Annotated in this window: 22 protein-coding genes; 9 read left to right on the top strand and 13 right to left on the bottom strand. The window is 60.4% G+C overall.

The annotated features are described in order from the left end of the window. Positions 1–2: 2 nt before the first annotated feature. Positions 3–602: a bifunctional nicotinamidase/pyrazinamidase gene (gene pncA, locus DT23_RS02360; RefSeq protein WP_038127862.1), complete on the bottom strand. Its 600-nt coding sequence runs from the start codon at positions 600–602 to the stop codon at positions 3–5. 97 nt (positions 603–699) lie between these two features. Between pncA and trhO the strand changes: the two genes are divergently transcribed. From trhO to DT23_RS02330, 6 genes are all read left to right on the top strand, one after another. Next, positions 700–1,605 (top strand): oxygen-dependent tRNA uridine(34) hydroxylase TrhO, encoded by a 906-nt coding sequence (trhO, locus tag DT23_RS02355; protein WP_038127860.1) that lies wholly within the window; start codon positions 700–702, stop codon positions 1,603–1,605. Between the two features lie 76 nt (positions 1,606–1,681). Next, on the top strand, positions 1,682–2,659 hold the full coding sequence (mbfA, locus tag DT23_RS02350; RefSeq protein WP_038127858.1) for an iron exporter MbfA: 978 nt from the start codon (positions 1,682–1,684) through the stop codon (positions 2,657–2,659). A gap of 182 nt (positions 2,660–2,841) precedes the next feature. Then, positions 2,842–3,759: an AEC family transporter gene (locus tag DT23_RS02345; RefSeq protein ID WP_038127856.1), complete on the top strand. Its 918-nt coding sequence runs from the start codon at positions 2,842–2,844 to the stop codon at positions 3,757–3,759. 9 nt (positions 3,760–3,768) lie between these two features. Then, the gene (gene fghA, locus DT23_RS02340) at positions 3,769–4,599 is read left to right on the top strand and encodes an S-formylglutathione hydrolase (RefSeq protein ID WP_038127854.1); all 831 of its coding nucleotides are present in this window, start codon (positions 3,769–3,771) and stop codon (positions 4,597–4,599) included. Beyond that, positions 4,590–5,054: a YaiI/YqxD family protein gene (locus tag DT23_RS02335; protein ID WP_038127852.1), complete on the top strand. Its 465-nt coding sequence runs from the start codon at positions 4,590–4,592 to the stop codon at positions 5,052–5,054. The genes fghA and DT23_RS02335 overlap by 10 nt, the downstream gene beginning before the upstream one ends. Then, complete coding sequence (locus DT23_RS02330; protein WP_038127851.1) at positions 5,047–5,664, top strand: HAD family hydrolase; 618 nt, start codon at positions 5,047–5,049, stop codon at positions 5,662–5,664. Before DT23_RS02335 ends, DT23_RS02330 begins: the two co-directional genes overlap by 8 nt. A 42-nt stretch (positions 5,665–5,706) precedes the next feature. On the opposite strand, the gene dxs is transcribed toward DT23_RS02330, so the two are convergent. From dxs to DT23_RS02290, 8 genes are all read right to left on the bottom strand, one after another. Continuing rightward, positions 5,707–7,632 (bottom strand): 1-deoxy-D-xylulose-5-phosphate synthase, encoded by a 1,926-nt coding sequence (gene dxs, locus DT23_RS02325; protein ID WP_038127849.1) that lies wholly within the window; start codon positions 7,630–7,632, stop codon positions 5,707–5,709. Between the two features lie 19 nt (positions 7,633–7,651). Continuing rightward, complete coding sequence (locus DT23_RS02320; RefSeq protein WP_038127845.1) at positions 7,652–8,518, bottom strand: polyprenyl synthetase family protein; 867 nt, start codon at positions 8,516–8,518, stop codon at positions 7,652–7,654. Next, entirely contained in the window at positions 8,519–8,767 is a 249-nt protein-coding gene (locus DT23_RS19905) for an exodeoxyribonuclease VII small subunit (RefSeq protein ID WP_038128000.1), read from the bottom strand. It lies immediately after the preceding gene. Positions 8,768–9,127: 360 nt separating this feature from the next. Next, positions 9,128–9,760: a queuosine precursor transporter gene (locus tag DT23_RS02310; protein ID WP_038127843.1), complete on the bottom strand. Its 633-nt coding sequence runs from the start codon at positions 9,758–9,760 to the stop codon at positions 9,128–9,130. A gap of 85 nt (positions 9,761–9,845) precedes the next feature. Further along, entirely contained in the window at positions 9,846–10,766 is a 921-nt protein-coding gene (locus DT23_RS02305) for an esterase-like activity of phytase family protein (RefSeq protein WP_038127841.1), read from the bottom strand. Next, a complete protein-coding gene (gene mepA, locus DT23_RS02300) occupies positions 10,739–11,635 on the bottom strand; it encodes a penicillin-insensitive murein endopeptidase (RefSeq protein WP_038127839.1) in 897 nt (298 codons plus the stop codon). The genes DT23_RS02305 and mepA overlap by 28 nt, the downstream gene beginning before the upstream one ends. Positions 11,636–11,638: 3 nt before the next feature. Continuing rightward, positions 11,639–12,982 (bottom strand): MFS transporter, encoded by a 1,344-nt coding sequence (locus DT23_RS02295; protein WP_038127838.1) that lies wholly within the window; start codon positions 12,980–12,982, stop codon positions 11,639–11,641. 83 nt (positions 12,983–13,065) lie between these two features. Then, the gene (locus DT23_RS02290) at positions 13,066–13,596 is read right to left on the bottom strand and encodes an acyl-CoA thioesterase (RefSeq protein ID WP_038127836.1); all 531 of its coding nucleotides are present in this window, start codon (positions 13,594–13,596) and stop codon (positions 13,066–13,068) included. Between the two features lie 128 nt (positions 13,597–13,724). Between DT23_RS02290 and DT23_RS02285 the strand changes: the two genes are divergently transcribed. Together DT23_RS02285 and recQ are read left to right on the top strand one after the other, a co-directional pair. Beyond that, positions 13,725–14,024 (top strand): YggT family protein, encoded by a 300-nt coding sequence (locus DT23_RS02285; RefSeq protein ID WP_038127834.1) that lies wholly within the window; start codon positions 13,725–13,727, stop codon positions 14,022–14,024. Next, positions 14,024–16,087, top strand: a complete 2,064-nt coding sequence (gene recQ / locus DT23_RS02280) for a DNA helicase RecQ (RefSeq protein ID WP_051696990.1) — start codon at positions 14,024–14,026, stop codon at positions 16,085–16,087. Before DT23_RS02285 ends, recQ begins: the two co-directional genes overlap by 1 nt. Positions 16,088–16,093: 6 nt before the next feature. Here recQ and DT23_RS02275 read toward each other — a convergent pair whose 3' ends face one another. Continuing rightward, positions 16,094–18,304: a response regulator gene (locus DT23_RS02275; RefSeq protein WP_038127832.1), complete on the bottom strand. Its 2,211-nt coding sequence runs from the start codon at positions 18,302–18,304 to the stop codon at positions 16,094–16,096. A 138-nt stretch (positions 18,305–18,442) separates the two neighbouring features. Then, positions 18,443–19,618 carry an acetyl-CoA C-acyltransferase family protein gene (locus tag DT23_RS02270; protein ID WP_038127831.1) on the bottom strand — a complete coding sequence of 392 codons (1,176 nt, stop codon included), beginning with the start codon at positions 19,616–19,618 and terminating at the stop codon, positions 18,443–18,445. A gap of 166 nt (positions 19,619–19,784) precedes the next feature. Here DT23_RS02270 and DT23_RS02265 point away from each other — a divergent pair, with 166 nt between their 5' ends. Next, the gene (locus tag DT23_RS02265; RefSeq protein ID WP_038127829.1) at positions 19,785–20,657 is read left to right on the top strand and encodes an MBL fold metallo-hydrolase; all 873 of its coding nucleotides are present in this window, start codon (positions 19,785–19,787) and stop codon (positions 20,655–20,657) included. On the opposite strand, the gene DT23_RS02260 is transcribed toward DT23_RS02265, so the two are convergent. After that, positions 20,639–21,385, bottom strand: a complete 747-nt coding sequence (locus DT23_RS02260; RefSeq protein WP_038127828.1) for a metallophosphoesterase family protein — start codon at positions 21,383–21,385, stop codon at positions 20,639–20,641. The two genes, DT23_RS02265 and DT23_RS02260, sit on opposite strands and share 19 nt — an antisense overlap. A gap of 64 nt (positions 21,386–21,449) precedes the next feature. Then, positions 21,450–23,045, bottom strand: coding sequence for a phosphoglycerate dehydrogenase (gene serA, locus DT23_RS02255; protein WP_038127827.1), 1,596 nt, complete (start codon positions 23,043–23,045; stop codon positions 21,450–21,452). Positions 23,046–23,175 lie beyond the last annotated feature (130 nt).

Below are 23,175 nucleotides of genomic sequence, written 5' to 3'. Positions count from 1 at the left end.
GCTTATTGCTCCAATGTCACGCCAGCCGCGCGCATCGCATCGCGCGCATTGGCCAGTGATCCGTCCAAATCAATCGCCCGGCACGCGCCTTCCAGCACCGTTGCCTTGAACCCCAGTTTCGCCGCATCCAGCGCCGACCACGCCACACAGAAATCGGTCGCAAGGCCGACAAAGGTCACATCCTCGACGCCCCGGTCGCGCAGATACCCTGCCAACCCCGTGGTGGTCTTGTGGTCATTCTCAAAGAACGCTGAATAGCTGTCGATGCCCGCGCGGAACCCTTTGCGGATCACCATTTGCGCGCGATCAACCGCCAAATCCGCGTGGAATTCTGCACCCTTGCTGCCTTGCACGCAATGATCGGGCCACAGCGTCTGCAACCCATACTCCATATGAATCTGGGTAAACGCCGCCGCCCCCTCATGGCTTGAGGCAAAAGACGAATGCCCCGCCGGATGCCAGTCCTGCGTCAGCACCACCACCTCGAATTCAGGCATCAACGCATTGATCCGCGCGATGATCTCATCGCCGCCTTCCACCGCCAGTTTGCCACCGGGGCAAAAGTCGTTTTGCACATCAATCACGATCAAGGCTTTGGTCATGCGTTTCTCCCAAGGTTTCTCAATGGGTAGGGCGGCAGGCCCGCGCGGTCAATCCAGCCCTTGCCAGAATACCCCTCGCGGCGCTAAGCCCCTGTGCATGATTACTGTTGCAGCGCTTTATCATTTCACCAAGTTCCCCGACCCCGCCGCGCTTCAGGCTCCGCTGGCCGATCTGGCACGCGCGCAGGGCGTCAAAGGCTCGCTTTTGCTGGCCCATGAGGGGATCAATGGCACCATCGCGGGTTCGCGTGCAGGGATTGACGCGATGCTCTCCCATATCCGCGCCCTGCCCGGTTGCTCCGATCTTGAGTGGAAAGAAAGCGGCGCGCCAAAGATGCCCTTTGGCAAAATGAAAGTGCGGCTCAAGCGTGAGATCGTGACGATGGGCATCGCCGATGTCGATCCGCGCGCCCGCGTCGGCCATTATGTCGACCCCGCGCAATGGAACGAACTCATCGCGTCGCCCGACACGGTGGTGATCGACACCCGCAACGATTACGAGGTCGAGATCGGCACATTCGAGGGCGCAATCGACCCGCAAACCAAATCTTTCCGCGAATTTCCCGATTGGTGGCGCGAAAACGCCCCCCGCTTTCACAACAAGCGCGTCGCGATGTTCTGCACCGGCGGCATCCGCTGCGAAAAGGCAACCAATTTCCTGATTTCCGAAGGGGTCTCAGACGTTTACCACCTCAAAGGCGGCATCCTGAAATACCTAGAGGACATGCCCGCAGAGGGTTCGCTTTGGAACGGCGATTGCTTTGTGTTCGACAACCGCGTGAGCCTGCGTCACGGCCTGGAAGTCGGCGATTACGAAAGCTGCTACGCCTGCCGTCGCCCCGTGTCTGCCCAAGACAAACAGCACACTGACTATGAAAAAGGCGTTTCCTGCCATCGCTGCATCGCCGAATTTACAGATGCCGATCGCGCCCGTTTCCGCGAACGCGAACACCAAATGCGCCTTGCTGAAGAACGCGGAGAGGCCCATCTCGGACGATCTTGACCGATCCGGTCGAAATACCGCATTGCAATCGCCACCGCCCTCGGTAATTTAGAAACGTTCTAAATAAGGATGCCCCATGTTCGCCGGTTTCACCTCCCGCCGCCGCTTCTCCGATTTGTCCGAACAAGAAGTGCTCGCCCTCGCGATCTCCTCCGAAGAGGATGACGCGCGCATCTACCGCCAATACGGCGAAATGCTGCGCAAAGAATATCCCGCATCCGCCCAGATTTTCGACGGCATGGCGCAAGAAGAAGACGAGCATCGCCGCCGCTTGATCGAACAACACCGCCAACGCTTTGGCGACGTAATCCCCCTCATCCGGCGCGAACATGTCGCGGGGTTTTATGCGCGCAAACCGATCTGGCTGACGCAAAACCTTTCGCTCGACACCATCCGTGGCGAGGCCGAGGCGATGGAACGCGATGCGGGAAACTTCTACACCCTTGCGGCACAACGCAGCTCGGATGCCGCCACGCGCAAGCTGCTGGGCGATCTCGCCGCCGCCGAACAGGGCCATGAGAAAAAAGCCGCCGAACTAACCGCGACCCATCTTCCCGAAGACGCCAAGGAAGAAGAAGATCGCAAGGCCAAGCGCCAATTCATCCTGACATGGGTGCAACCGGGTCTGGCCGGGTTGATGGATGGCTCGGTGTCCACGCTGGCCCCGATCTTCGCCACCGCTTTTGCAACGCATGACCCGCACACCACGCTGCTTGTGGGTCTGGCCGCCTCGGTCGGTGCGGGTATCTCGATGGGCTTCACCGAGGCCGCCCATGATGACGGCGTGATCTCGGGGCGCGGCTCCCCCATCAAACGCGGCATCGCCTCGGGGGTGATGACCACGCTCGGCGGCTTAGGCCACGCCCTACCCTACCTGATCCCCGATTTCTGGACCGCAACAACCATCGCCATGATCGTCGTGTTCCTTGAACTCTGGGCGATCACCTGGATTCAAAACCGCTTTATGGAGACCCCGTTCCTGCGCGCAGCCTTCCAGGTCGTGCTGGGTGGCGCGCTGGTCTTCGCTGCGGGTGTATTGATCGGCGCGGGCTAATCAAAGCTTTGCGCCTGTGGCGATGTCGGACGCTCCGCGGGGAGTATTTTTAGCTAGATGAATGGGGAGCACGCCCTGTCTTTCATCTAGCCGTAAATACTCCCGCCGGAGGCGTCTTTCTTGATCGCGCCGCCTTCATTCCGCATCTGGCACTTGCGGCAAGCGCATGCTAGCGCTTGGTAATGCTGGATATCTTCCTCAAGACGCTACCATTTTTCGCCCTGATCGGGCTGGGCTGGTTCGCCGGGCAAATCCGGTTTTTCACAGCCGAAGCCACCGCGTGGCTGACGAAATTCGTCTTTTACTTTGCGCTTTCCGCGATGCTGTTCAAGTTTTCGGCCAATCTCAAGCTGGCGGAACTGTTCGATTTGAACTTCGTGCTGGCCTATCTTAGCGGCTCGGGCGCGGTCTGGCTGACCACCTTCGCGGTCGCCAAGGCGCGCAAATTACCCACCGCACTGGCGGCGATGGAAAGCCACACAGCGATGACCGGCAATACCGGTTTTCTGGGCGTGCCGATGCTGGTCGTGCTGCTCGGCCCTGCGGCGGTCGGGCCGGTTCTGATGGTGCTCTCGTGCGATCTGATCGTGTTTTCCTCTATCATTACGATCATCATCACCGCCGCGCGCCACGGGCGGGTTTCGGTTGCACCGATTGCCATGGGCTTGTTGAAAAACCCGATGATCGTGTCGATGGGTGCGGGGCTGATCTGGGCTTCACTGAAATTGCCGATGCCGGGCCCGCTTGAAGAATTTGTCACGCTGTTGGGGGCGGCGGCCACGCCGGGGGCCTTGTTTGCCATCGGGGCCTCGCTGGCCGGAAAATCCGCCGAAAAGCCCGCGCCCGCGATCTGGCTGTCCTTTGGCAAGCTGTTCCTGCATCCGCTTGCCATCGCGATCACGTCGCTGATGATTTTCAACGTCGATCCCTATGCGGCGGGCGTGATGATTGCGGCGGCAGCCCTTCCCGTCGCGGGGAATGTCTATATTCTGGCGCAACATTTCGGGGTCGCGCCGCAGCGTGTGTCAGCGGCGATCCTCGTCTCGACCGCTGTTTCAATTTTGACCGTTCCGGCGGTTATTCACTGGGTGCAAATGTAGGAGGGCGCGATGCGCACGATCTCGGAAAACCGCTGTTTTGGAGGCGTTCAGGGCGTCTATGCGCATGACTCGCAGGTCACCAATTGCGAAATGACCTTTGGCCTGTTCCTGCCCGCCGAGGCCGAGTTCGGCCCCGTTCCGGTGCTGTGGTATCTGTCTGGCCTGACCTGCACGCATGAGAACGCGATGAGCAAAGCGGGCGCGCAGGCCTATGCGGCGGAACATGGCATCGCGCTTGTCTTCCCCGACACAAGCCCGCGCGGTGAAGGCGTCGCCGATCACGAAGATTACGATCTGGGTAAGGGCGCGGGATTTTACGTCAACGCGACGCAAAACCCTTGGGCCAAGCATTTCCAGATGTGGGATTACATCGCCGAAGAACTTCCCCGCGCCGTGACCGCCAGTTTCACGATTGATAGCGAGCGCCAGTCAATCACGGGGCATTCGATGGGCGGGCATGGCGCGCTGACCTTGGCGATGGGACTGCCGGGGCGGTTCCGGTCTGTCTCGGCCTTTGCGCCGATTTCAAACCCGCTGAACTCGGATTGGGGGCGCAAGCAGTTGGGCGCTTATTTGGGTGAGGATGAGACGGGCTGGGCGCAGCATGACGCCTCGCATTTGATGTGGCAAAACGGCTTTGATGGCGAAGTTTTGGTCGATCAGGGCACGTCCGATCAGTTCCTTGAATTGCTACGCCCCGAGGCCTTGGCAAGCGCGATGGCAACGCGTCGTCAGCCCGGCACATTCCGGATGCAGCAGGGCTATGATCACAGTTATTACTTCGTGCAAACATTCATCCCCGATCACATTGATTTCCACGCCGAGGCGCTTTGGCAGTGATCTGGATTGACGCGGATGCCTGCCCGGTCAAGGCCGAGGCCGAGACCGTCGCAACCCGTCTAAAGGTCAAGCTGATCTTGGTCAGCAATGGCGGGTTGCGGCCCTCGCCCAACCCATTGGTCGAGATGGTTTATGTCGATCAAGGCCCTGATATTGCTGACATGTATATCGCTGAACGCGCGACCGTTGGCGATGTGGTTGTAACCAATGACATTCCGCTGGCGGCGAAATGTGTCGAGGCAGGCGCGCGCGTTTTGCGCCCCGATGGTGAACCGCTAACGCCCGCCAATATCGGCAATGTGCTGGCGACGCGTGATTTGATGTCGGATTTGCGCAGCGCGGATCCGTTTCGCCAAGGCGGCGGCAAGCCGTTTTCCAAGGCAGATCGCTCGCGCTTTGCGGATGCGCTGGATCGCGTGACACGCGCAGCTATGAAAGAGGCGAAACATGGTTGAGGCGGTGATTTTCGACATCGGCAATGTGCTGATCGAATGGCAACCCGAGCGGTATTACGACTCGATCATGCCCGTCGCCGCGCGCAAAGAAATGTTTGCGCAAGTCGATCTGCACGCGATGAATGACGACATCGACCGCGGCGCGCCGTTTCGTGAAACGATCTATGCCGTGGCGGATCAGCACCCGAAATGGCGCGATATGATCCGGCTGTGGCATGACGACTGGATCAAGATGGCGACGCCGGAAATTCCGCGCTCGTTGCGTTTGATGAAGGCGCTTCAGGCCAAGGGCATACCTGTGTTTTCGCTGACGAATTTCGGGATTGGCAGCTATGATTTCGCGGCAACCCATTACCCGTTCCTGCGCGAATTTGATCGTGATTTCATCTCGGGTCATATGGGCGTGACCAAGCCCGATCCGAAAATCTACGAGATGGTCGAGGCGGCATCGGGACTGCACCGCCATCAGCTTCTGTTCACCGATGATCGCGCGGATAATATCGCGACCGCGCATACGTTCGGCTGGAAAACGCATCTGTTTGAGGGGCCGGAAGGCTGGGCGCAACGGTTGGTTGATGAGGGACTGCTCAGCGCGACCGAGGCCGCATAAGCCGCGCTTAACCAAGCCTGCCCGAAATAAGCAACGCTTATCTCAGGCGCGCTTGGCCACGGCGACGCCGAGCAGTTCCAGCACCTTGGCCTCGATCTGGGGCGCGTCCATTCCGGCGGTGCGATACATGTCATCGGCGGAGGCGTGGTCGATGAACGTATCGGGCAGCACCATCGAGCGGAACTTGAAGCCACGATCGAACACGCCCTGATCGGAGAGATATTGCGCGACATGGCTGCCAAAGCCGCCAATCGCGCCCTCTTCGATGCAGATCAGCGCCTCGTGATTGGCGACGAGCTGGTCGATCAGATCGGTGTCGAGCGGCTTGGCGAAACGCGCATCGGCAACGGTGGGTGCAAGACCGCGCGCTTGCAACGCCTCGCGCGCCTTGAGCACCTCGGCCAGACGCGTTCCGTAGCTGAGAATCGCGACGCGGCCCCCTTCGGCGATCATCCGGCCTTTGCCAATTTCCAGTGGCACACCGGTTTCGGGCATGTCCACGCCCATGCCTTCGCCGCGCGGATAGCGGAAGGCGATGGGGCCGCTATCATGGGCGGCGGCGGTGGCGACCATGTGGACCAGCTCGGCCTCGTCGGCGGCGGCCATCACGACCATGCCAGGCAGGCTGGACATAAAGCCCACATCGAAACTGCCCGCATGGGTCGCACCATCGGCCCCCACCAGCCCTGCGCGGTCAATGGCGAAGCGCACGGGAAGGCGCTGGATCGCCACGTCATGCACGATCTGATCGTAACCACGTTGCAGGAAGGTCGAGTAGATCGCGCAGAACGGCTTCATCCCAGAGGCCGCAAGCCCCGCCGAGAAGGTCACCGCGTGCTGTTCGGCAATGCCAACGTCAAAGCAGCGGCGCGGATGGAGTTGGGCGAACATATTCAGCCCCGTGCCATCGGGCATTGCCGCCGTCACAGCCACGATTTTCTCGTCTTTCGCAGCTTCCTTGATCAGGCTTTCCGCGAAAACCTTGGTATAGCTGGGCGCGTTGGAAATCGCCTTGACCTGCGTGCCCGTCGCGACATCGAATTTCGCGGTGGCATGGCCGCCATCGGGGCGGCTTTCGGCATGGGCGTAGCCTTTGCCCTTTTTCGTCAACGCGTGGATCAGCACCGGACCCTTAGCGCGGGTCTTGAGCATGCGCAGCAGTGGCAATAGCTGCTCAAGATCATGGCCATCGACGGGGCCGACATAGGTAAAGCCGAGTTCTTCGAACAAGGTGCCGCCCATCGCCATACCTTTGAGCATTTCCTTGGCACGGCGTGCGCCCTCGTGGAATGCCTCGGGCAAAAAGGCCCGCGCGGCACCTTTGGCGACTTCCTTAAGGTCTTGCACCGGACCCTCGGCATAAAGCCGCGTCAGATAGGACGACAGCGCGCCCACAGGCGGAGCAATCGACATTTCATTATCGTTGAGCACGACGAACATCCGCTTGCCCAAATGGCCCGCGTGGTTCATCGCCTCGAACGCCATGCCGCCCGACATCGCGCCATCACCGATCACCGCAATCGCATCGCCGGTTTGTGCGCCCAATTCGCGCCCCATCGTAAAGCCGACAGCCGCCGAGATCGAGGTCGAGCTATGGCCCGCGCCGAACGCGTCATAAGGGCTTTCCGAGCGTTTGGTGAACCCCGACAGCCCGTCTTTCATCCGCAGCGTGCGGATACGGTCGCGCCGTCCGGTTAGGATTTTATGCGGGTAGCACTGATGGCCGACATCCCAGATGATCTTGTCACGCGGTGCGTCAAACACGGCATGCAGCGCGACAGTCAGTTCCACTACGCCCAGCCCCGCACCCAGATGGCCGCCGGTTTCAGACACTGCCGAAATGGTTTCGGTGCGCAGCTCATCGGCGAGCTTTTTCAGCTCGGCATCCGACAGCCCCTTCATATCCGCAGGCAGACGCACCCGGTCAAGGATCGGGGTCACGGTCACGGGATTGGCGCTATCGCTCATCTGGCTGCCTTCGGCTCGCTTAAGTTTTACGGGAGATAACGAAACGCGCGGCATCTCGCAAGTTTTCTGCCCTATCCCCATAATCAGATAGCGCGTCACTCGCAGTTTCAATCAACTCTGCCGCACGGGTTTGCGCACCTTGCAGCCCAAGCAGCGACACGAAGGTCGCCTTGCCTGCACCGGCGTCTTTGCCCACGCGCTTGCCAGTCGCGGCCTCATCTCCGGTTACATCAAGGATGTCATCGGCGATCTGAAAGGCGAGGCCCACAGCGTCAGAATAGATGCGCAGCGCGGTTTGATCAGCACCCGCCAAGATCGCCCCCGCGCGCACCGAGAAGGAAATCAGCGCACCGGTTTTGCCCGCTTGCAGGGAGATGATTTGATCGAGGGTCAGCGGTGTTTTCGCCGTTTCCGCTGCGATATCAAGAGCCTGCCCGTGGCACATCCCCGCCGCGCCGGAGGATTTCGCCAAAGCCTCGACCAGTGCGATCCGGCGATCCGGCGCGCCCAGAACCGGATCACAGCACAGCTCGAACGCCAAAGTTTGCAGCGCATCGCCCGCTAAGACGGCGGTCGCGTCATCCCATTTCACATGCACCGTCGGCTGGCCACGACGCAGGTCGTCATCATCCATGCAGGGCATGTCGTCATGCACAAGGCTGAACGCATGCAGGGCCTCGACCGCCGCCGCCGCTGGCATGGCTTGGGATTGCGGAAGATCGAACAGCGCCGCACTTTCAAGCACGAGAAACGCGCGCAAGCGTTTGCCGCCTTGCAGCGCGTAATGCATCGGGGCGCGCAGCGGGCCTTCGGGTTGGCGGGCCACGGCCTCATCCAGCGCCGTTTGCACCGCAGTTTGGACTTCAGACAGACGCGCCTTGAACATTTACAGCCCGTCAGCCGGAGTCGTGCCTTGGGGTGCGCCATCTGCGCCCAGCGTGATCTTTTCAACACGCTCTTCGGCCTCTTTGAGCAGCTTGGAACAGCGCGCCTTCAACTCGGCCCCGCGTTCATACAGCGCAATCGAGCGATCCAGCGCCACATCACCATGTTCCAACTGGCTGACCACCTCTTCGAGGGCCTTCATCGCCTGCTCAAAGCTGAGGGATTTTACGTCGGGCTGTTCGTCGCTCAATTTATCGCTCCTTGCCTGATCTTTTGGGCTTGATCTTGGGATGCCACCAAAGCGGTCCAAGGTCCAGCCCTGCAAGGCATGATACGCCGTCAGTCGCCCGTTCTTGCGACGGTTTTTCATACGGAAAGGGCCGTCTCGATGTGAGACGGCCCTCCGAGATCTACGGAGATGGTCCGGTTAGGGTCCGAAGGATCCAGTCGTCCCAGTCAGGGTTCTTTGCCCTAGGGTTTGCCCTTAGGCCACGGCCCCCCTCACTGTCCCAACACCTCTCTCCACTATCACTCTTGACACTGGACCACCTCCTTTCATGCGTTGCCGTTATCCACAGCCTGCCACATATTTTGTGTGTGACAAGTTTTTTTACGCAATCCGTGGAGAAAGTTTTGTGACAATGGCCTTGAAAGGCATCAAAGCGATTAAAGTCAGGGCAAGTTTGACAAGCCAGTCGGCGCAGGCCAGCGATACCCAAAGCGGCACTTCCGGGCCAAGCCCCAAAAGCGGCAAATGCGCGCCCGCCCAAGACACGTCATTGGAGGGCTCGATAAAGCTGAGCGTGGCCGAAAACGCGATCGAGAAGAAGATCATCGTATCAAGCGACGCCCCGATCAGCGTGGACACCGCAGGCGCGCGCCACCACACTCCGTTGCGCAACTTGTCAAAGATGAACACGTCGGTCAGCTGCGCCACGAGGAACGCAGCACCCGAACCAAGCGCAATGCGCAGCGTGACGGCGGGATAGGTGTAGCCATCGCCTTGCAGCATGATCTGTGAGCCGATGAGCGAGCAGATCACCCCGACGACAAAGCCCGCAAACACCACGCGACGCGCGGCAGCGGGGCCATAGACGCGGTTCATCACGTCATTGACGAGGAAGGCGAAGGGATATGTGAACGCGCCCCAGGTCAGCCAATCACCGACGAGGAATTGCACGAGGATATTGGAGGCCACAACGATAATGGCCATGGCAAGAATGCCAGGTAAGAAGCGGGTCATCATTTCATCCGTTTTTACATGGTAGCGGGGACATGGTCTGGACGTTCCAGACAAGGGCGCGCGATACGCCTATGTTTCGTTTGCGTCAATCCCCCTTGGGGTTTGGCGGCAGGCGGTATTCCACGATTTCGGTGCGCTGGAAGATGCGGAAGTTGTCGTCCGAGATCATCGTCAGGCGGATCGCGCCCGTGTTGTCTTGCCAGACGGAAAGACCCTCAAGGTTGTCATGCTTGCCCGGCCCCGTCTTGATCAGAACGTCGCCGCCGCTTATTGTATTTCCTTTGATGTCAAATACTTGCACCCGCGTGAGAAAGCCGAGCAGCCCCCAGAAATCACGTTCGAGCACATAAAGCCGCCCGTCGGGGCCGAAATCCGCGCCTACCGGCAGCCAGTCGCCGTTGCGCGGGATGGCGAAAGGCTGGCTCCATTTGCCATTGCGATAGCGCCAGACCGGAAAGGGTTTGGTGAGTGAGCCGGAACGCTCGGGCATCGTGTAAAGCGTGCCATCGGGCGCAATCGCAAGCGCCTCCAGCGAGGAATTACGCTGCATGCGTTTGAACGCCGGAGGGCGGGGCAAGTCATGCGCGGGGCCGCCATCCGTCGCGAAATGGGCAACGCGGGCCTCGCCCTCGAACGAAAGATAGACAGATCCATCGGGGGCAAGCGCCAGGCCTTCGGAATCGGCGAAACGGCGCGGCATCAACGCGCCCTTGATGTTGTGCAGCTTGTTTGGCCCCGAGGTGAGCGTAACCCCGGTGATCGACCCCTTCGCATCACGCTGGATCTGGCCGCGCCACAGCGTTGCGCGATCCGATTGAGTGACGAAATTGCGCCCCTGCGGGCCGATCTCAAAGCCGGAAAAGCCGCCAAAAAGCGACTGGTCCGGCATCCGCCAGTGATAGGATTGCAGGAATTGCGCGCGCGGCTGGGCGGCGGTGGCTGTTAGCCCCGCCAGCCCTAGCGCCAACGCCCCCGCGACTAGCGCGAGGAAAGAACGGCGCGGCATTGGCTGGGCAGATCCGACATAACATAGGTCTTGGCGTTTTTCTTGCGCGGGCCTTTTTTCTTCGGCGGCGCGGTGTTCTTCGGCGGGTTGAGATAGTCGGTCACCCACCAGTTCAGCGTCTCGTCACAGCCATCGCCGCCTTTGGAGAGCTGCGCGACAGTGGGTTTCTGCACCTCGCAATAGCGCGCGCCGGGCGGGCATTTCAGACGCACATGGAAATGGGTGTTATGGCCGTAAAGCGGGCGGATTTTTTGCAACCAGGCGCGGTCATTGCGCGGCGCGGCGTTGCACATCGCGATCTTGGCAGCCGCAGTCACAAAGATACGATCCACGCGCGGATCCGCAGCCGCATGACGCAGCAGCGCCATATGTTGCGGCGTCCAGTTGCGATTGGTGCGACGCTGATCGGCGGTGCGCACCGAGATCGACGAGATTTTCTCACGCTCGGCGCGGCTCAGATCAAGACGTTGCGGCGGCAGCATCCAGATATCGGCATCCAGACCGATCTGGTGGCTGGCATGACCGCCCGTCATCGGGCCTCCGCGGGGTTGGGAAATATCGCCGACATAGAGACCTTTCCAGCCCGGCAGGCTGGCCGCGTAGCGCGACAGATCTTGCAGATAAGCGATCATCTCGGGCTGGCCCCAATTGCGATTGCGCGACAGGCGCATCGCCTGCCAAGTCGGCCCGCTTTGCGGCATCGCCTGCAAACCCGCCGCACAGCCACGCGAGTAAAACCCGATCGCGGCGGGGGCTTGGTGTGAGGGGGCCGATTTTGAACCGAAAAGCTGGCGGGCCAAAGGCTCGGACAGAGCCGGAGACAGCGACGTGACGAGAGAAAAACTAGCGACAATCAGTAAACGAAACATGAATTACCCTTCGGGCTGCGGATCTCCGTTGGTTTTGACGAAGCTTAGCAGCACCAGACCCAGAATCAAAAGCACGATAATCGGGGTGATACCCGTGGATTGATTATCGCTGATCTGAGTCGTGATGCCAATCGCAAGCGGCGCGATAAAGGCCGTGGCCTTTCCAGACAGCGCATAAAGACCAAAATGTTCAGTCATTTTTTCAGGGTCGGCTTGGCGCACCATCATCGTGCGCGAGGCCGATTGCAACGCGCCCCCGCAGGCACCGATCAGCCCGCCAAGGACATAAAAGGCGATGTCGGGCAGGTTGCTGTCGGGGGAAACCGCGATACCAAAGACATGATCGCGCGAGATAAACACGACGCCGATCACCACCGCCGTCAGGATCACGACATTCACCACAATCACCGATTTCGGGCCGAACCGGTCATCGGCCTTGCCGCCAAGCCATGCAAAGATCGCGCCGGTGATGATGGCGAGGATGCCGAAGATGCCGATCATCGTGATCGACCAGCCCAGCACGCCTGCCGCGTACAGCCCGCCGAACGTGTAGATGCCGTTCAGCGCATCGCGGTAAAACATCGACGACAGCAGGAAAGACGAGAGCGAGCGACGCTTGGGTAGCGCGCGCAGGGTGGCGCGTAGCTCGGGCCATGCGCCGCGCAGGGCTTTGCGAACCGGCAGGGCGTCGGCTTTGCGCGGCTCGCGCACCCAATAGAAGAACGGAATCATGAACACCGCATACCAGATCGCGACCAGCGGGCCGACGACGCGGGTGTCTTCGCGCGTCGCCACGTCAAGCCCGAACAAAGGCGCGATGCCGAGCATCGTTTTGCCAGAACCGGGGTTGGCTTGCAGCAGGAACAGCATGATCAACAGCGTGATCAGCCCGCCGATATAGCCAAAGGCCCAGCCCGAGCCGGATATTTTGCCGATTTGCTCGCGCGGGCCGAGATCGGGCAGCATGGCATTGGTGAAGGTGGTGGCGAATTCCATGCCGATCATGCCGATGGCGAAAGACAGCATGATAAACATCAAGCTGTAATCGCCCGGCACCGCATACCACAGACCCCAAGCGCCCAGCACATACATGATGGAAAACACCCAGATAAACGGCATCCGCCGCCCCGAGCGGTCTGCGATGGCCCCAAGGAAGGGCGAAAACAGCGCGACAACCAACCCCGCCAGCCCGACGCCATAACCCCAGACGGTCTGCGCACCGGTGCCAGAGCCGAGTAGCTCTTCCATAAAGGGGGCGAAGATGAAGGTGATCAGCAGCGAGTTATAAGGTTGGCTGGCCCAGTCGAAAAACCACCAGCCCCAAATGCGCTTGCGTGCTGTAATCATATTGTCCCCCGCAGGCGTTAATCGCCTTTCGCGCGATCAAGCCCGAAAAGGCGCGCTGGCGCAAGTCACAGTGCCTGGAGACGCTAAAGAGTTGGCGGCCAGGGACGTTTCGTGTCGGCCTCGGCCCAGGCGGTCACGAAATCTGGCAGGTCCGGGCTGGGCGTGTCGAGCCCCATCTCGGCAATCACCTGCGCGGGGGTGATCATGCCCTTGCGCGAGGTCACAGCGCCACGGATCAACACATGCGAGGTGCATTCGCCATCCACGAACATCGCATGTTCCAACCACATCCAGCGGTCATCCCAACCGATGCAGCGCGAGCGCATCTCGAATCGCTGAAAGGCACGCACGCGGCGGCGATAGCGCGTGGTATTGCCCGCAACTGTGATGCCCCAGCGGTTCTTTTTCAGCGCGCCCCATAGACCGGTGCGCATCGCCAGTGGAATACGCCCCAGATCATACAGCGTCAGCGTGCGCCCGTTGTTCAGCTCCATCCACAGGTCGATATCCCACGGCCAGCATCTGTGATGGCTGATATGGGTGCCCGTCAGCGGCAGCGCAGGCGCATTGCGGAACTTCAGGTACTCTTTGGTCATGCGAATGATCGGATACATAAGCTAAGCGGTGCCGCGATGCAGCAGGCGCGTCAATACCGACGTTACGGAAAAAGCCGCAGGTGTGACGGTTGCATTGCGCGCGGCCCTCGCTTACCTGTCCTAGCGACCCAAAGCGGAGGTGTTCGATGGTCACGCTTTTTCAAGCGCTCGTCCTTATTCTGAATGTGATCTGGTTCATCATGATCGCCCATATCATCATGAGTTGGTTGATCAATTTTCAGGTGCTTAACCTGCGCCAGCCGCTGGTCAGCCAGATCTGGTATGGTTTGAATAACCTGCTGGAGCCGGTCTATGGCCGTATTCGCCAGTTTCTGCCCAATACCGGCGGGCTTGATCTGGCGCCCTTGGTGGCCTTCATCGTGATTATTATCCTGCGTCAGGCGCTGTTTAACAACGCGGGCTTCTTTTACGGCGCTGCTTATTAATGTCTGAGCCGGACCCGAGCGACGACCCATCTGCGCTGCTCGCGCGGGTCTGGGGGTTCGATGCGTTCCGGCCCGGTCAGGAAGAGGTCGTGCGTGCGGTGATCGCGGGGCACAACGTGCTTGCGATCATGCCCACGGGTGGCGGTAAATCCCTGTGTTTTCAATTGCCTGCCCTGATGCGCGAGGGTGTGACGGTGGTGATTTCGCCGCTGATTGCGCTGATGCGCGATCAGGTGCGCGCGATGAAACAGGCGGGCGTTGAGGCAGGCGCGCTGACCTCGGGCAATACCGAGGAAGAGACCGAAGAGGTCTTTGCCGCGATCGACGAGGGTCGTCTGAAACTGCTGTATATGGCGCCCGAGCGGTTGGCTTCGGGCGGGGCGCTCAACTTGCTGCGGCGCGCGAATGTCAGCTTGATCGCGGTGGACGAGGCGCATTGCGTCAGCCAGTGGGGCCATGATTTCCGCCCCGATTATCTGCGCATAGGGGAATTGCGGCGCAGTCTTGGCGTGCCTCTGGCGGCCTTTACTGCCACCGCCGATGAAGAAACCCGCGCCGAGATTGTCACGCGACTGTTTGATGGCGCGCCGCCGGAAACCTTTCTACGCGGCTTTGATCGGCCCAACATTCATCTGGCATTTTCGCCCAAAGACCAGCCGCGCCAACAGATTTTGACGTTTGCGGCGGCGCGCAAAGGACAGTCGGGCATCGTTTATTGCGGCACGCGCGCGAAAACCGAAACGCTGGCGCGCGCATTGCGCGAGGCGGGGCATTCGGCGTGCCATTATCACGGCGGCATGGACGCCGAGGATCGCCGCAATGTCGAGGTGCGGTTTCAGCAGGAAGACGGGTTGATCGTAGTCGCGACCGTGGCCTTCGGAATGGGTGTGGACAAGCCTGATATCCGCTGGGTTGCGCATGCCGATCTGCCGAAATCCATCGAGGCGTATTATCAGGAAATCGGACGTGCGGGGCGCGATGGTGCGCCTGCCGAAACGCTAACGCTGTATGGGCCGGATGATATTCGGTTGCGGCGGTCCCAGATTGACGAGGGGCTCGCCCCGCCCGAGCATAAAGAGGCCGATCACGGGCGGCTCAACGCGCTGCTTGGGCTGGCCGAAGCGACCGGATGTCGGCGCGTGAAACTGCTGCGTTATTTTGGTGAAGATGCGGCGGATTGCGGCAATTGCGACCTGTGCGACAACCCGCCCGACCTGTTTGATGGCACCGAAGCCGTGCGCAAAGGCTTGTCCGCCGCGTTGCGCACCGATGAACGGTTTGGCGCCGGCCATCTGATCGAGATTTTGCTGGGCAGTAGCACCGACAAAATCATGCAGCGCGGCCATGATAAATTGCCGACTTTCGGGATCGGGCGCGATCTTAGCCGCGCGCAATGGCAGGCGGTATTTCGTCAGATGATGGGGCACGACCTGATGCGGCCCGACGCGGCACGGCATGGGGCTTTGGTAATGACAGCGCGCGCGCATCCGATCTTGCGCGGCGAGGAAAATATCACCTTGCGGCGCGATCTGGTGACGAAAGCTAAGACGAAAAACACGGCGAAGGCGCTGGTGAGCGATGAGGATGCGCCGCTGCTTTCGGCGCTCAAGGCGAAGCGGCGCGCTTTGGCCGAGGCTGCGGGCATGCCAGCCTATATTATTTTCAACGATCGCACGCTGATCGAGATGGCTGAAAAACGGCCCACGACGCTGGACGAGATGGCCGGGATCGGCGGAGTTGGGGCGAAAAAGCTTGAAAGCTACGGGGCCGCATTTCTGGGCGTGATCGCGGGGGCGGTCGAGGAGATGCATCCGACACGACGCAAGCTGGCAGGCAGTCCGGCGGGCGAAATTTTTGATCGTCTGGCGCAGGTTCAGCGCGATCTGGAGCGGGGGATCGATGGGCTGGCGCGGCCATTGTCGTGCTCGACATCGCTGTTGCGCAAGATCTCTGAGGCTAAACCGCATACGCAAGACGATTTGGCGCGCCTGACGCGCCTGCCCGAGGCCAAGCTGGAGCGCTTTGGCGATGCGTTTTTGGCGGTGCTGGCCGAGTATCGTTGAACGCGGCTATTCGGGGATGGGCGGACGCGTTTCATCTGGACGTTCGGCATTGATACGTTCTGCAATAGCAATCTTTTTCAATGGCTTGGTCAGATAATGGTCGATGCCCGCGGCAAAGATCGACTCGCTGTCGCCTTCCATCGCGTGGGCCGTCAGTGCGCAGATCGGCACATGCGCGCCAAGAGTTTCGGCATCGCGGATTGCGCGCGCGGCCTCGCGGCCATCCATTTCGGGCATCGAGATATCCATGAAGATCAAATCGGGCACAAACTCGCGCCATGCAGCGACCGCCTCGCGCCCGTTATTGGCAAAGCGCAGGTCGATGTCGAAATCCTTGACCATCTTGGCAAAGACAAGCTGGTTTGTGCGATTGTCCTCGGCGGCGAGTACGCGCATTTGACGCAGCAACACCGGGCTGGCGGGCGCGACGGGCGGTGCGGCTGGCACAGGCGGCGGAGGGGGCTTGTGGGACAGATCCTGCAAGGCGCGGAAAAGTTCCGAGCGCAGCACCGGTTTTTGCAGACAGGCGGCGACTTCGGCGCTTTGCGCGGCGCGCGCGGCCTCTGGATCAGAGCTTAGCAGCAAGATCGGCACGTCGATGCCTGCATCATGCAGCTTTTGCGCAAAGGACAACCCGTCAAGACCGGGCATGAGGTGATCGCTGAGCACAACGTCGAACGCTGCCCCGTCCTGGATAACATGCAGCGCCTCTTCGCCCGAGCGGCACAGCGTGACCTCAAGGCCATAGGTCTGGAGCTGGCGTTCAAGGATGACGCGATTGACGAGCAGATCATCGACCACCAACGCCGCGCGCAGGGTGATCGGCGGCGAAGGCACGTCGATCGGCGTGACGGGTTCGCTGCGTGGCAAGGTGACTTTGAAGCCGAAACACGACCCCTCGCCCAGCGCGCTATCGACCCAGACTTCGCCGCCCATCAGCGCCACAAGCTGACTTGAGATCGCAAGGCCCAGACCCGTTCCCTCAAACTTGCGGTTTGAATCCGCCTCGACCTGATTGAACTCGCCAAAGACGTGATCGAGCAACTCGGGCGCGATGCCGATGCCGGTGTCTTCGATCGTGATATGCAGCTCATATTGCGCCTCGCTGCGTTCAAACCCGACGACGCGGGCAAGCACATGACCGCTTTGCGTAAACTTGACGGCATTGCCCAAAAGATTGGTCAGGATCTGGCGCATCCGGCCGGGATCGGCCTTGAACCTGGTGGGCAGGAACAGGTCGTAATCGACCAGCAGCTTGACGTCACGGTCCTTGGCAGAGGGCTGCAGCAGCACCATGATTTCGTGCAGGCAGCGTTCCAGATCGAAGGGTTCGGGATAAAGTTTCATCCGTTCGGCTTCGATCTTGGAGTAGTCGAGCACGTCATTGATGATCGTCAAAAGCGCCTCACCCGAGGAGCGGATCGTGTCGGCGTAAAGCTGTTGTTCTTCGGTCAGGTCGGTTTCTGAAAGCAGATCGGCCATGCCCACGACGCCATTCATCGGAGTGCGGATTTCATGGCTCATATTGGCGAGGAAGGCGGATTTGGCGCGATTGGCGGCCTCTGCCTTATCGCGGGCCTCGCGCAGCTCATCCTCGCGTGCGATCGACTCGGTGATGTCTTGGGCGTAGGTGACGAGATCGCCCTGCGCGCCCCAGCGATTGTTGAGCCGATACCAATGCCCGTCATGGGATTGCATTTCGACGGGGCGGATATCGCGGCTACGAACGCGCGCGCTCATTTCGAAATGCCAGTCTTGCGGGTCGCGCCCTTGCAGATCGAACATGCCGCGTTCGGCGACAAAGCGCAGCACATCATCATAAGAGGTGCCCGGCGCGATCGCGACCTCACCCTCAAAGAACGACAGATATGTCCGGTTTGCCGCAACGAGGCGCAGGTCGCTATCGTAAACAGCAAAGGCCTGCGTAATGGTTTCGACCGCATCCCAGAGGCGACGTTGCGCGATCATCGCCATTGAATGGGCGTGTTCCAGGTCGGTTTTAACGCGCGTGTTTTCGCCCTTAAGCGTTTCGGTTTCATTCAGCGCGCGCGCGAGGCCCTGACGTTGTTCGACAATCTGGTCCGACAGCATACGCGCATGCACGGCCAGTTTCTGGTTGGCGGCGAACAGTTCGGTCTTTTTCTGCTCCAGCATGCGTTCCGCCGCAAGCCGGGCCCGGCGTTCTTGCGCCAGTTTATCCGCGATAGTCGATTGCATCACGCGCCAGTTGCCCCCGAAAGCGTTCCTTCGGGGGCAGATTGGCATAGGCCGGTGAATTTACGATTAATCGCGCTGCGGAGCGCTCATCGTCAGGTCATTGAGAATACGATTAAAATTACTCGTATTCTCTGGCGCTCAGACCCGTTCGATGGCCAGTGCGATGCCTTGCCCACCGCCGATGCACATGGTGATCAGCGCGCGTTTACCACCGGTGCGTTCCAGCGCATGGAGCGCCTTGACGATCAGGATCGCACCGCTTGCGCCAACCGGGTGGCCCAGCGCAATCGCGCCGCCATCGGGGTTCACCTTGCTAAGATCAAGGCCCAGCTCTTTCGAGACGGCGATGGCTTGGGCGGCAAAGGCCTCGTTGCTTTCGATCCAGTCGAACTCATCAGCGCTAAGGCCGGTTTTTTCCAGCAAAGCGCGCACGGCGGGGATTGGGCCAAGGCCCATAACCTCGGGGCGCACGCCGGCAATCGCGTAGCCGGTGATTTTTGCGCGCGGAGTCAGGCCCTCGGCAGCGGCGGCGTCTTCGCGTGCGATAATAAGAGCAGCGGCGGCGTCATTGATGCCGCTGGCATTGCCCGCCGTTACGGTGCCGTCTTTCTGGAACACAGGCTTGAGGCCCGCCAGCTTTTCAAGGCTGGTGGCTTTCGGGTGTTCGTCGGTGTCGAAAACGACCGTGCCTTTGCGTGTCGTGATCTCAACCGGGATAATTTCTTCCTTGAAATGGCCCGCAGCAATGGCGGCGGCGGCGCGTTCCTGGCTTTGCATCGCAACCGCGTCTTGGTCCTCGCGGGAGATGTTACATTCCGCAGCCACGTTTTCCGCCGTCACGCCCATATGGCCGGTGCCGAAGGGGCAGGACAGCGCGCCGGTCATCATATCGACCACTTTCGCATCGCCCATCTTCTGACCAAATCGGGCAGCGGGCAGGATGTAGGGAGATTTGCTCATGACTTCGGCGCCGCCTGCCAATGCGAAATCGGCGTCACCTAGCATCAGCATTTGGGCGGCTGATACGACTGCCTGAACGCCCGACCCGCACAGGCGGTTAACGTTCATCGCCGGGGTGCCGACAGGCACGCCTGCGTTCACGGCAGCGACGCGGCTGACATACATGTCGCGTGGCTCGGTATTGATGATATGGCCGAACACAGTTTGCCCGATTTTCTCGGGGGAAATGCCGGCGCGCGCGATGGCCTCTTTTGAGACGATGGTCGCAAGTTCGATGGGCGAAAAGCCTGAGAGCGAACCGCCGAAGGTGCCGATGGGCGTGCGGGTGGCGGAAAGGATGACGATGCCGGTCATGGGGGCCTCCTGGGTTAGGGTTGGCGGTACGGTAGGCCCTGCGCGCGCATCCGGCCAGAGGGGGGATGCGAAATTGACGGCACGTTACGGCGCGGATCGCCGGGGGGTTGAAATCTTGCAAGGCAGAGACACATTCCAAGTAACGAATGTGATTGCAGGAGGCACTATGACCGCCCACCCCATCGTCAAAGGCTTTTGGGATAAACCCACCGGAAGCTGGCAATATGTGTTTCACGACCCCGACACGATGAAAGGGGCGGTGGTTGATCCGGTCTGGGATTATGATCCGCAGGCGGGCGCGACAGGTCTGGACAACGCCAAGACGATCCTGAGCTATATTCGCGAGACGGGGATTGATGTGGAATGGGTGCTCGACACCCACCCCCATGCTGATCACTTTACATCTGCGGTCTGGCTGGCTGAACAACTGGGTGCAAAACGCGGTATTGGCGAGCGGGTGCGCAAGGTGCAAAGCCTGTGGGCGGGTATCTACAACACGCCAGACCTGCCGCAGGACGGGCGGCAATGGGACCATCTGTTTGCAGACGGCGAGACCTTTAGGATTGGCAATCTTGAAGTGCGGGTGATGCTGTCCACGGGGCACACGCTGGCTTCGATCACCTATGTGGTGGGCGATGCGGCCTTTGTGCATGACACTCTGATGATGCCCGAGAACGGGACGAGCCGCGCGGATTTTCCCGGTGGCTCGGCGGCGGAATTGTGGGACTCGGTGCGCGCGATTCTGGACCTGCCCAGCGAGACGCGCCTGTTCATCGGTCACGATTATCCCGGCGACGGGGGCGAGCCGCGCTGCATGGCGACCGTGGCCGAGCATCGCCGCGACAACAAACATGTGAAGGACGGGATCAGCCGCGCCGATTTCATCGAAACGCGTGAGGCGCGCGATGCGACCCTACCGCTGCCCAAGCTGATGCTGGCGGCGTTGCAGATCAACATTCGCGGCGGGCGCAAACCCGAGGCGGAAGCGGATGGCCGTAGCTACCTGAAAATCCCGCTGGATTACTTCGAAGCGCGGTGAGGGGTCAGGGGAGCGCGGCCCTCGGGCGTCAATAGCCACGCGTCGCGCCCCTCGATCACGGCTGTGGAAATCGGGTGGCCATAGCCTGCGCCGCTATCAAGGTTCAGGCGATTGCCGTAATGGGTCGCCGCCTGAATGTTGGTGTGACCATGCACGACAAGCACCCCGTGATCGCGGGGGTCTGACAGAAACGGTTCGCGAATCCAGAGCAAATCATCCTCGACCTGATCGTGCAGATCGACGCCGGGGCGAATGCCCGCATGCACGAAAAGTGTTTCACCGCGCAGATGGTAAGCGGGCTGGGATGCCAGCCAGTCGCGATGGGATTGCGGGACCGCGCCAAGAAGCGGGGCGATCTCGCTTAGGGGGCGGGAAAAAGCATCAGGGATACCGTAGCTTTGCAGCGTTGCTTCACCGCCGACGCGCGGGTTGAGATAGGTGACATGGCTGCTCAGGATCGGGTCTTGTGCGGCTGGATCGTTGAGAAAGCCCAAGAACATCCGGTCGTGATTGCCCCGCAGCACAACCCAGTTTTCGCCGCGAGCCTGACCCTCCATCAGAAACTGGATCACGCCGTTCGAGTTTGGCCCGCGATCAACCAGATCACCGAGATGCACAATCGGAGCCTCTGTATCGCCACAACTCGCACGATCTGCCGCGATCAGCGCATGTGCTGCGTGCACCTGTTCCAGATGGCCGTGGATATCACCGATAGCATAGCTGCGCATTTCGTCCCCTTCATGCACAAGGCCCCCCGCAACCGCGAGGGGCCCGTTCGTGCGTTCAGTTAGATCAATCGACGTTGAATTCCAGCGGTTTGACCTGTTTGAAGTTGCCGGTGTCTTTCATCGCCTCGACGACATCTGCGGGAACCGCCTCATCGACATAGGCGATTGCGATGGCCTCACCGCTTTGTTTCGAGCGGCCCAAGGTGAAGTTCGCAAGGTTCACGCCGTGCTCGCCCAGCAAGGTGCCAAGCTTGCCGATGACGCCGGGGACGTCGTTATTGGTGGTATAAAGCATGTGATTGCCGACTTCGGCGTCGATATTGATGCCTTTGATCTGGATAAAGCGCGGCTTGCCATCGCTAAACACGGTGCCCGCGATGGAGCGTTCCTTGCTTTCGCTGACCACGGTGACCTTGATATAGCCGTCAAACACGCCGCTTTGATCTTGCGAGGTGGTCGAGATCTGAATGCCGCGCTCTTTGGCGATGACCGGGGCGGAGACCATGTTCACGTCCGGTTGGCTGGCCTTGAGGATGCCCGAAATCACCGCGCAATCCAGCGCCTTGAGGTTCATTTCCGACACTACACCGTCATAGGTGACGTTGATCGCCTTGATCGCGTCTTCGGTCATCTGACCGATGAAGCCACCCAGATGCTCGGCCAGTTTGACCCACGGGCCCATCGTTTTGGCCTCTTCGGCGGTCATCGAGGGCATGTTGAGCGCGTTTTCAACGGCGCCGTCCAGCAGGTAGTTCGACATCTGCTCGGCCACTTGCAGGGCCACGTTTTCCTGCGCTTCGGTCGTGGCGGCGCCAAGGTGGGGCGTGCAGACCACGTTGGGCAGACCGAACAGCACGTTCTCGGTGGCGGGTTCTTGCGAGAACACATCAAAGGCCGCGCCCGCGACATGGCCCGATTTCAGCAACTCGGCCAGCGCGTTTTCATCGACCAGACCGCCGCGCGCGCAGTTTATGATGCGCACGCCCTTCTTGGTCTTGGCGAGGTTTTCCGCCGACAGGATATTGCGGGTCTGATCGGTCAGCGGCACATGCAGCGTGATGAAATCAGCGCGCTTGAGCAGCTCGTCCAACTCGACTTTTTCGACGCCCATCGTTGCGGCTTTTTCCTCGGACAGGAAGGGGTCATAGGCCACGACCTTCATTTTCAGACCGCGCGCCCGGTCGCACACGATGCCACCGATATTGCCTGCGCCGATCACGCCCAGCGTCTTGGCGGTCAGCTCGACCCCCATGAATTTCGACTTTTCCCATTTGCCCGCTTGGGTCGAGGCATCCGCCTCGGGGATTTGACGCGCCACGGCGAACATCAGCGCAATGGCGTGTTCGGCGGTGGTGATCATGTTGCCAAACGGCGTGTTCATTACGATCACGCCCTTTTTGCTGGACGCTTCCTTATCGACGTTATCGGTGCCGATGCCGGCGCGCCCGACGACTTTCAGATTGGTCGCGCTTTCGAGCAGTTTCGCGGTGACCTTGGTGGCCGAGCGGATCGCGAGACCGTCATATTTGCCGATCACCTCGGCCAGTTTTTCCTTGTCTTTGCCAAGGCCGGGTTCGAAGTCAACTTCGATGCCACGGTCGCGGAAAATCTGGACGGCGGTTTCCGAGAGACTATCGGAGACGAGAACTTTGGGAGCCATTTTCTGGGTTCCTTGAATTTTCTGAATTTTAGGAAAGACGGGCCTGCATGGCCCGCCGATCTGTCAGGTTTGGATCAGACCAAAGGATCAGGCTTGCGCCGCGATCTCGGCCTCGAATGCGTATTCGACC

It is taken from the genome of Thioclava indica, assembly GCF_000714545.1.
Classification (GTDB): domain Bacteria; phylum Pseudomonadota; class Alphaproteobacteria; order Rhodobacterales; family Rhodobacteraceae; genus Thioclava; species Thioclava indica.
Note: the sequence above shows the minus strand (reverse complement) of the source record. Positions and strands in the feature narration are given on the sequence as shown.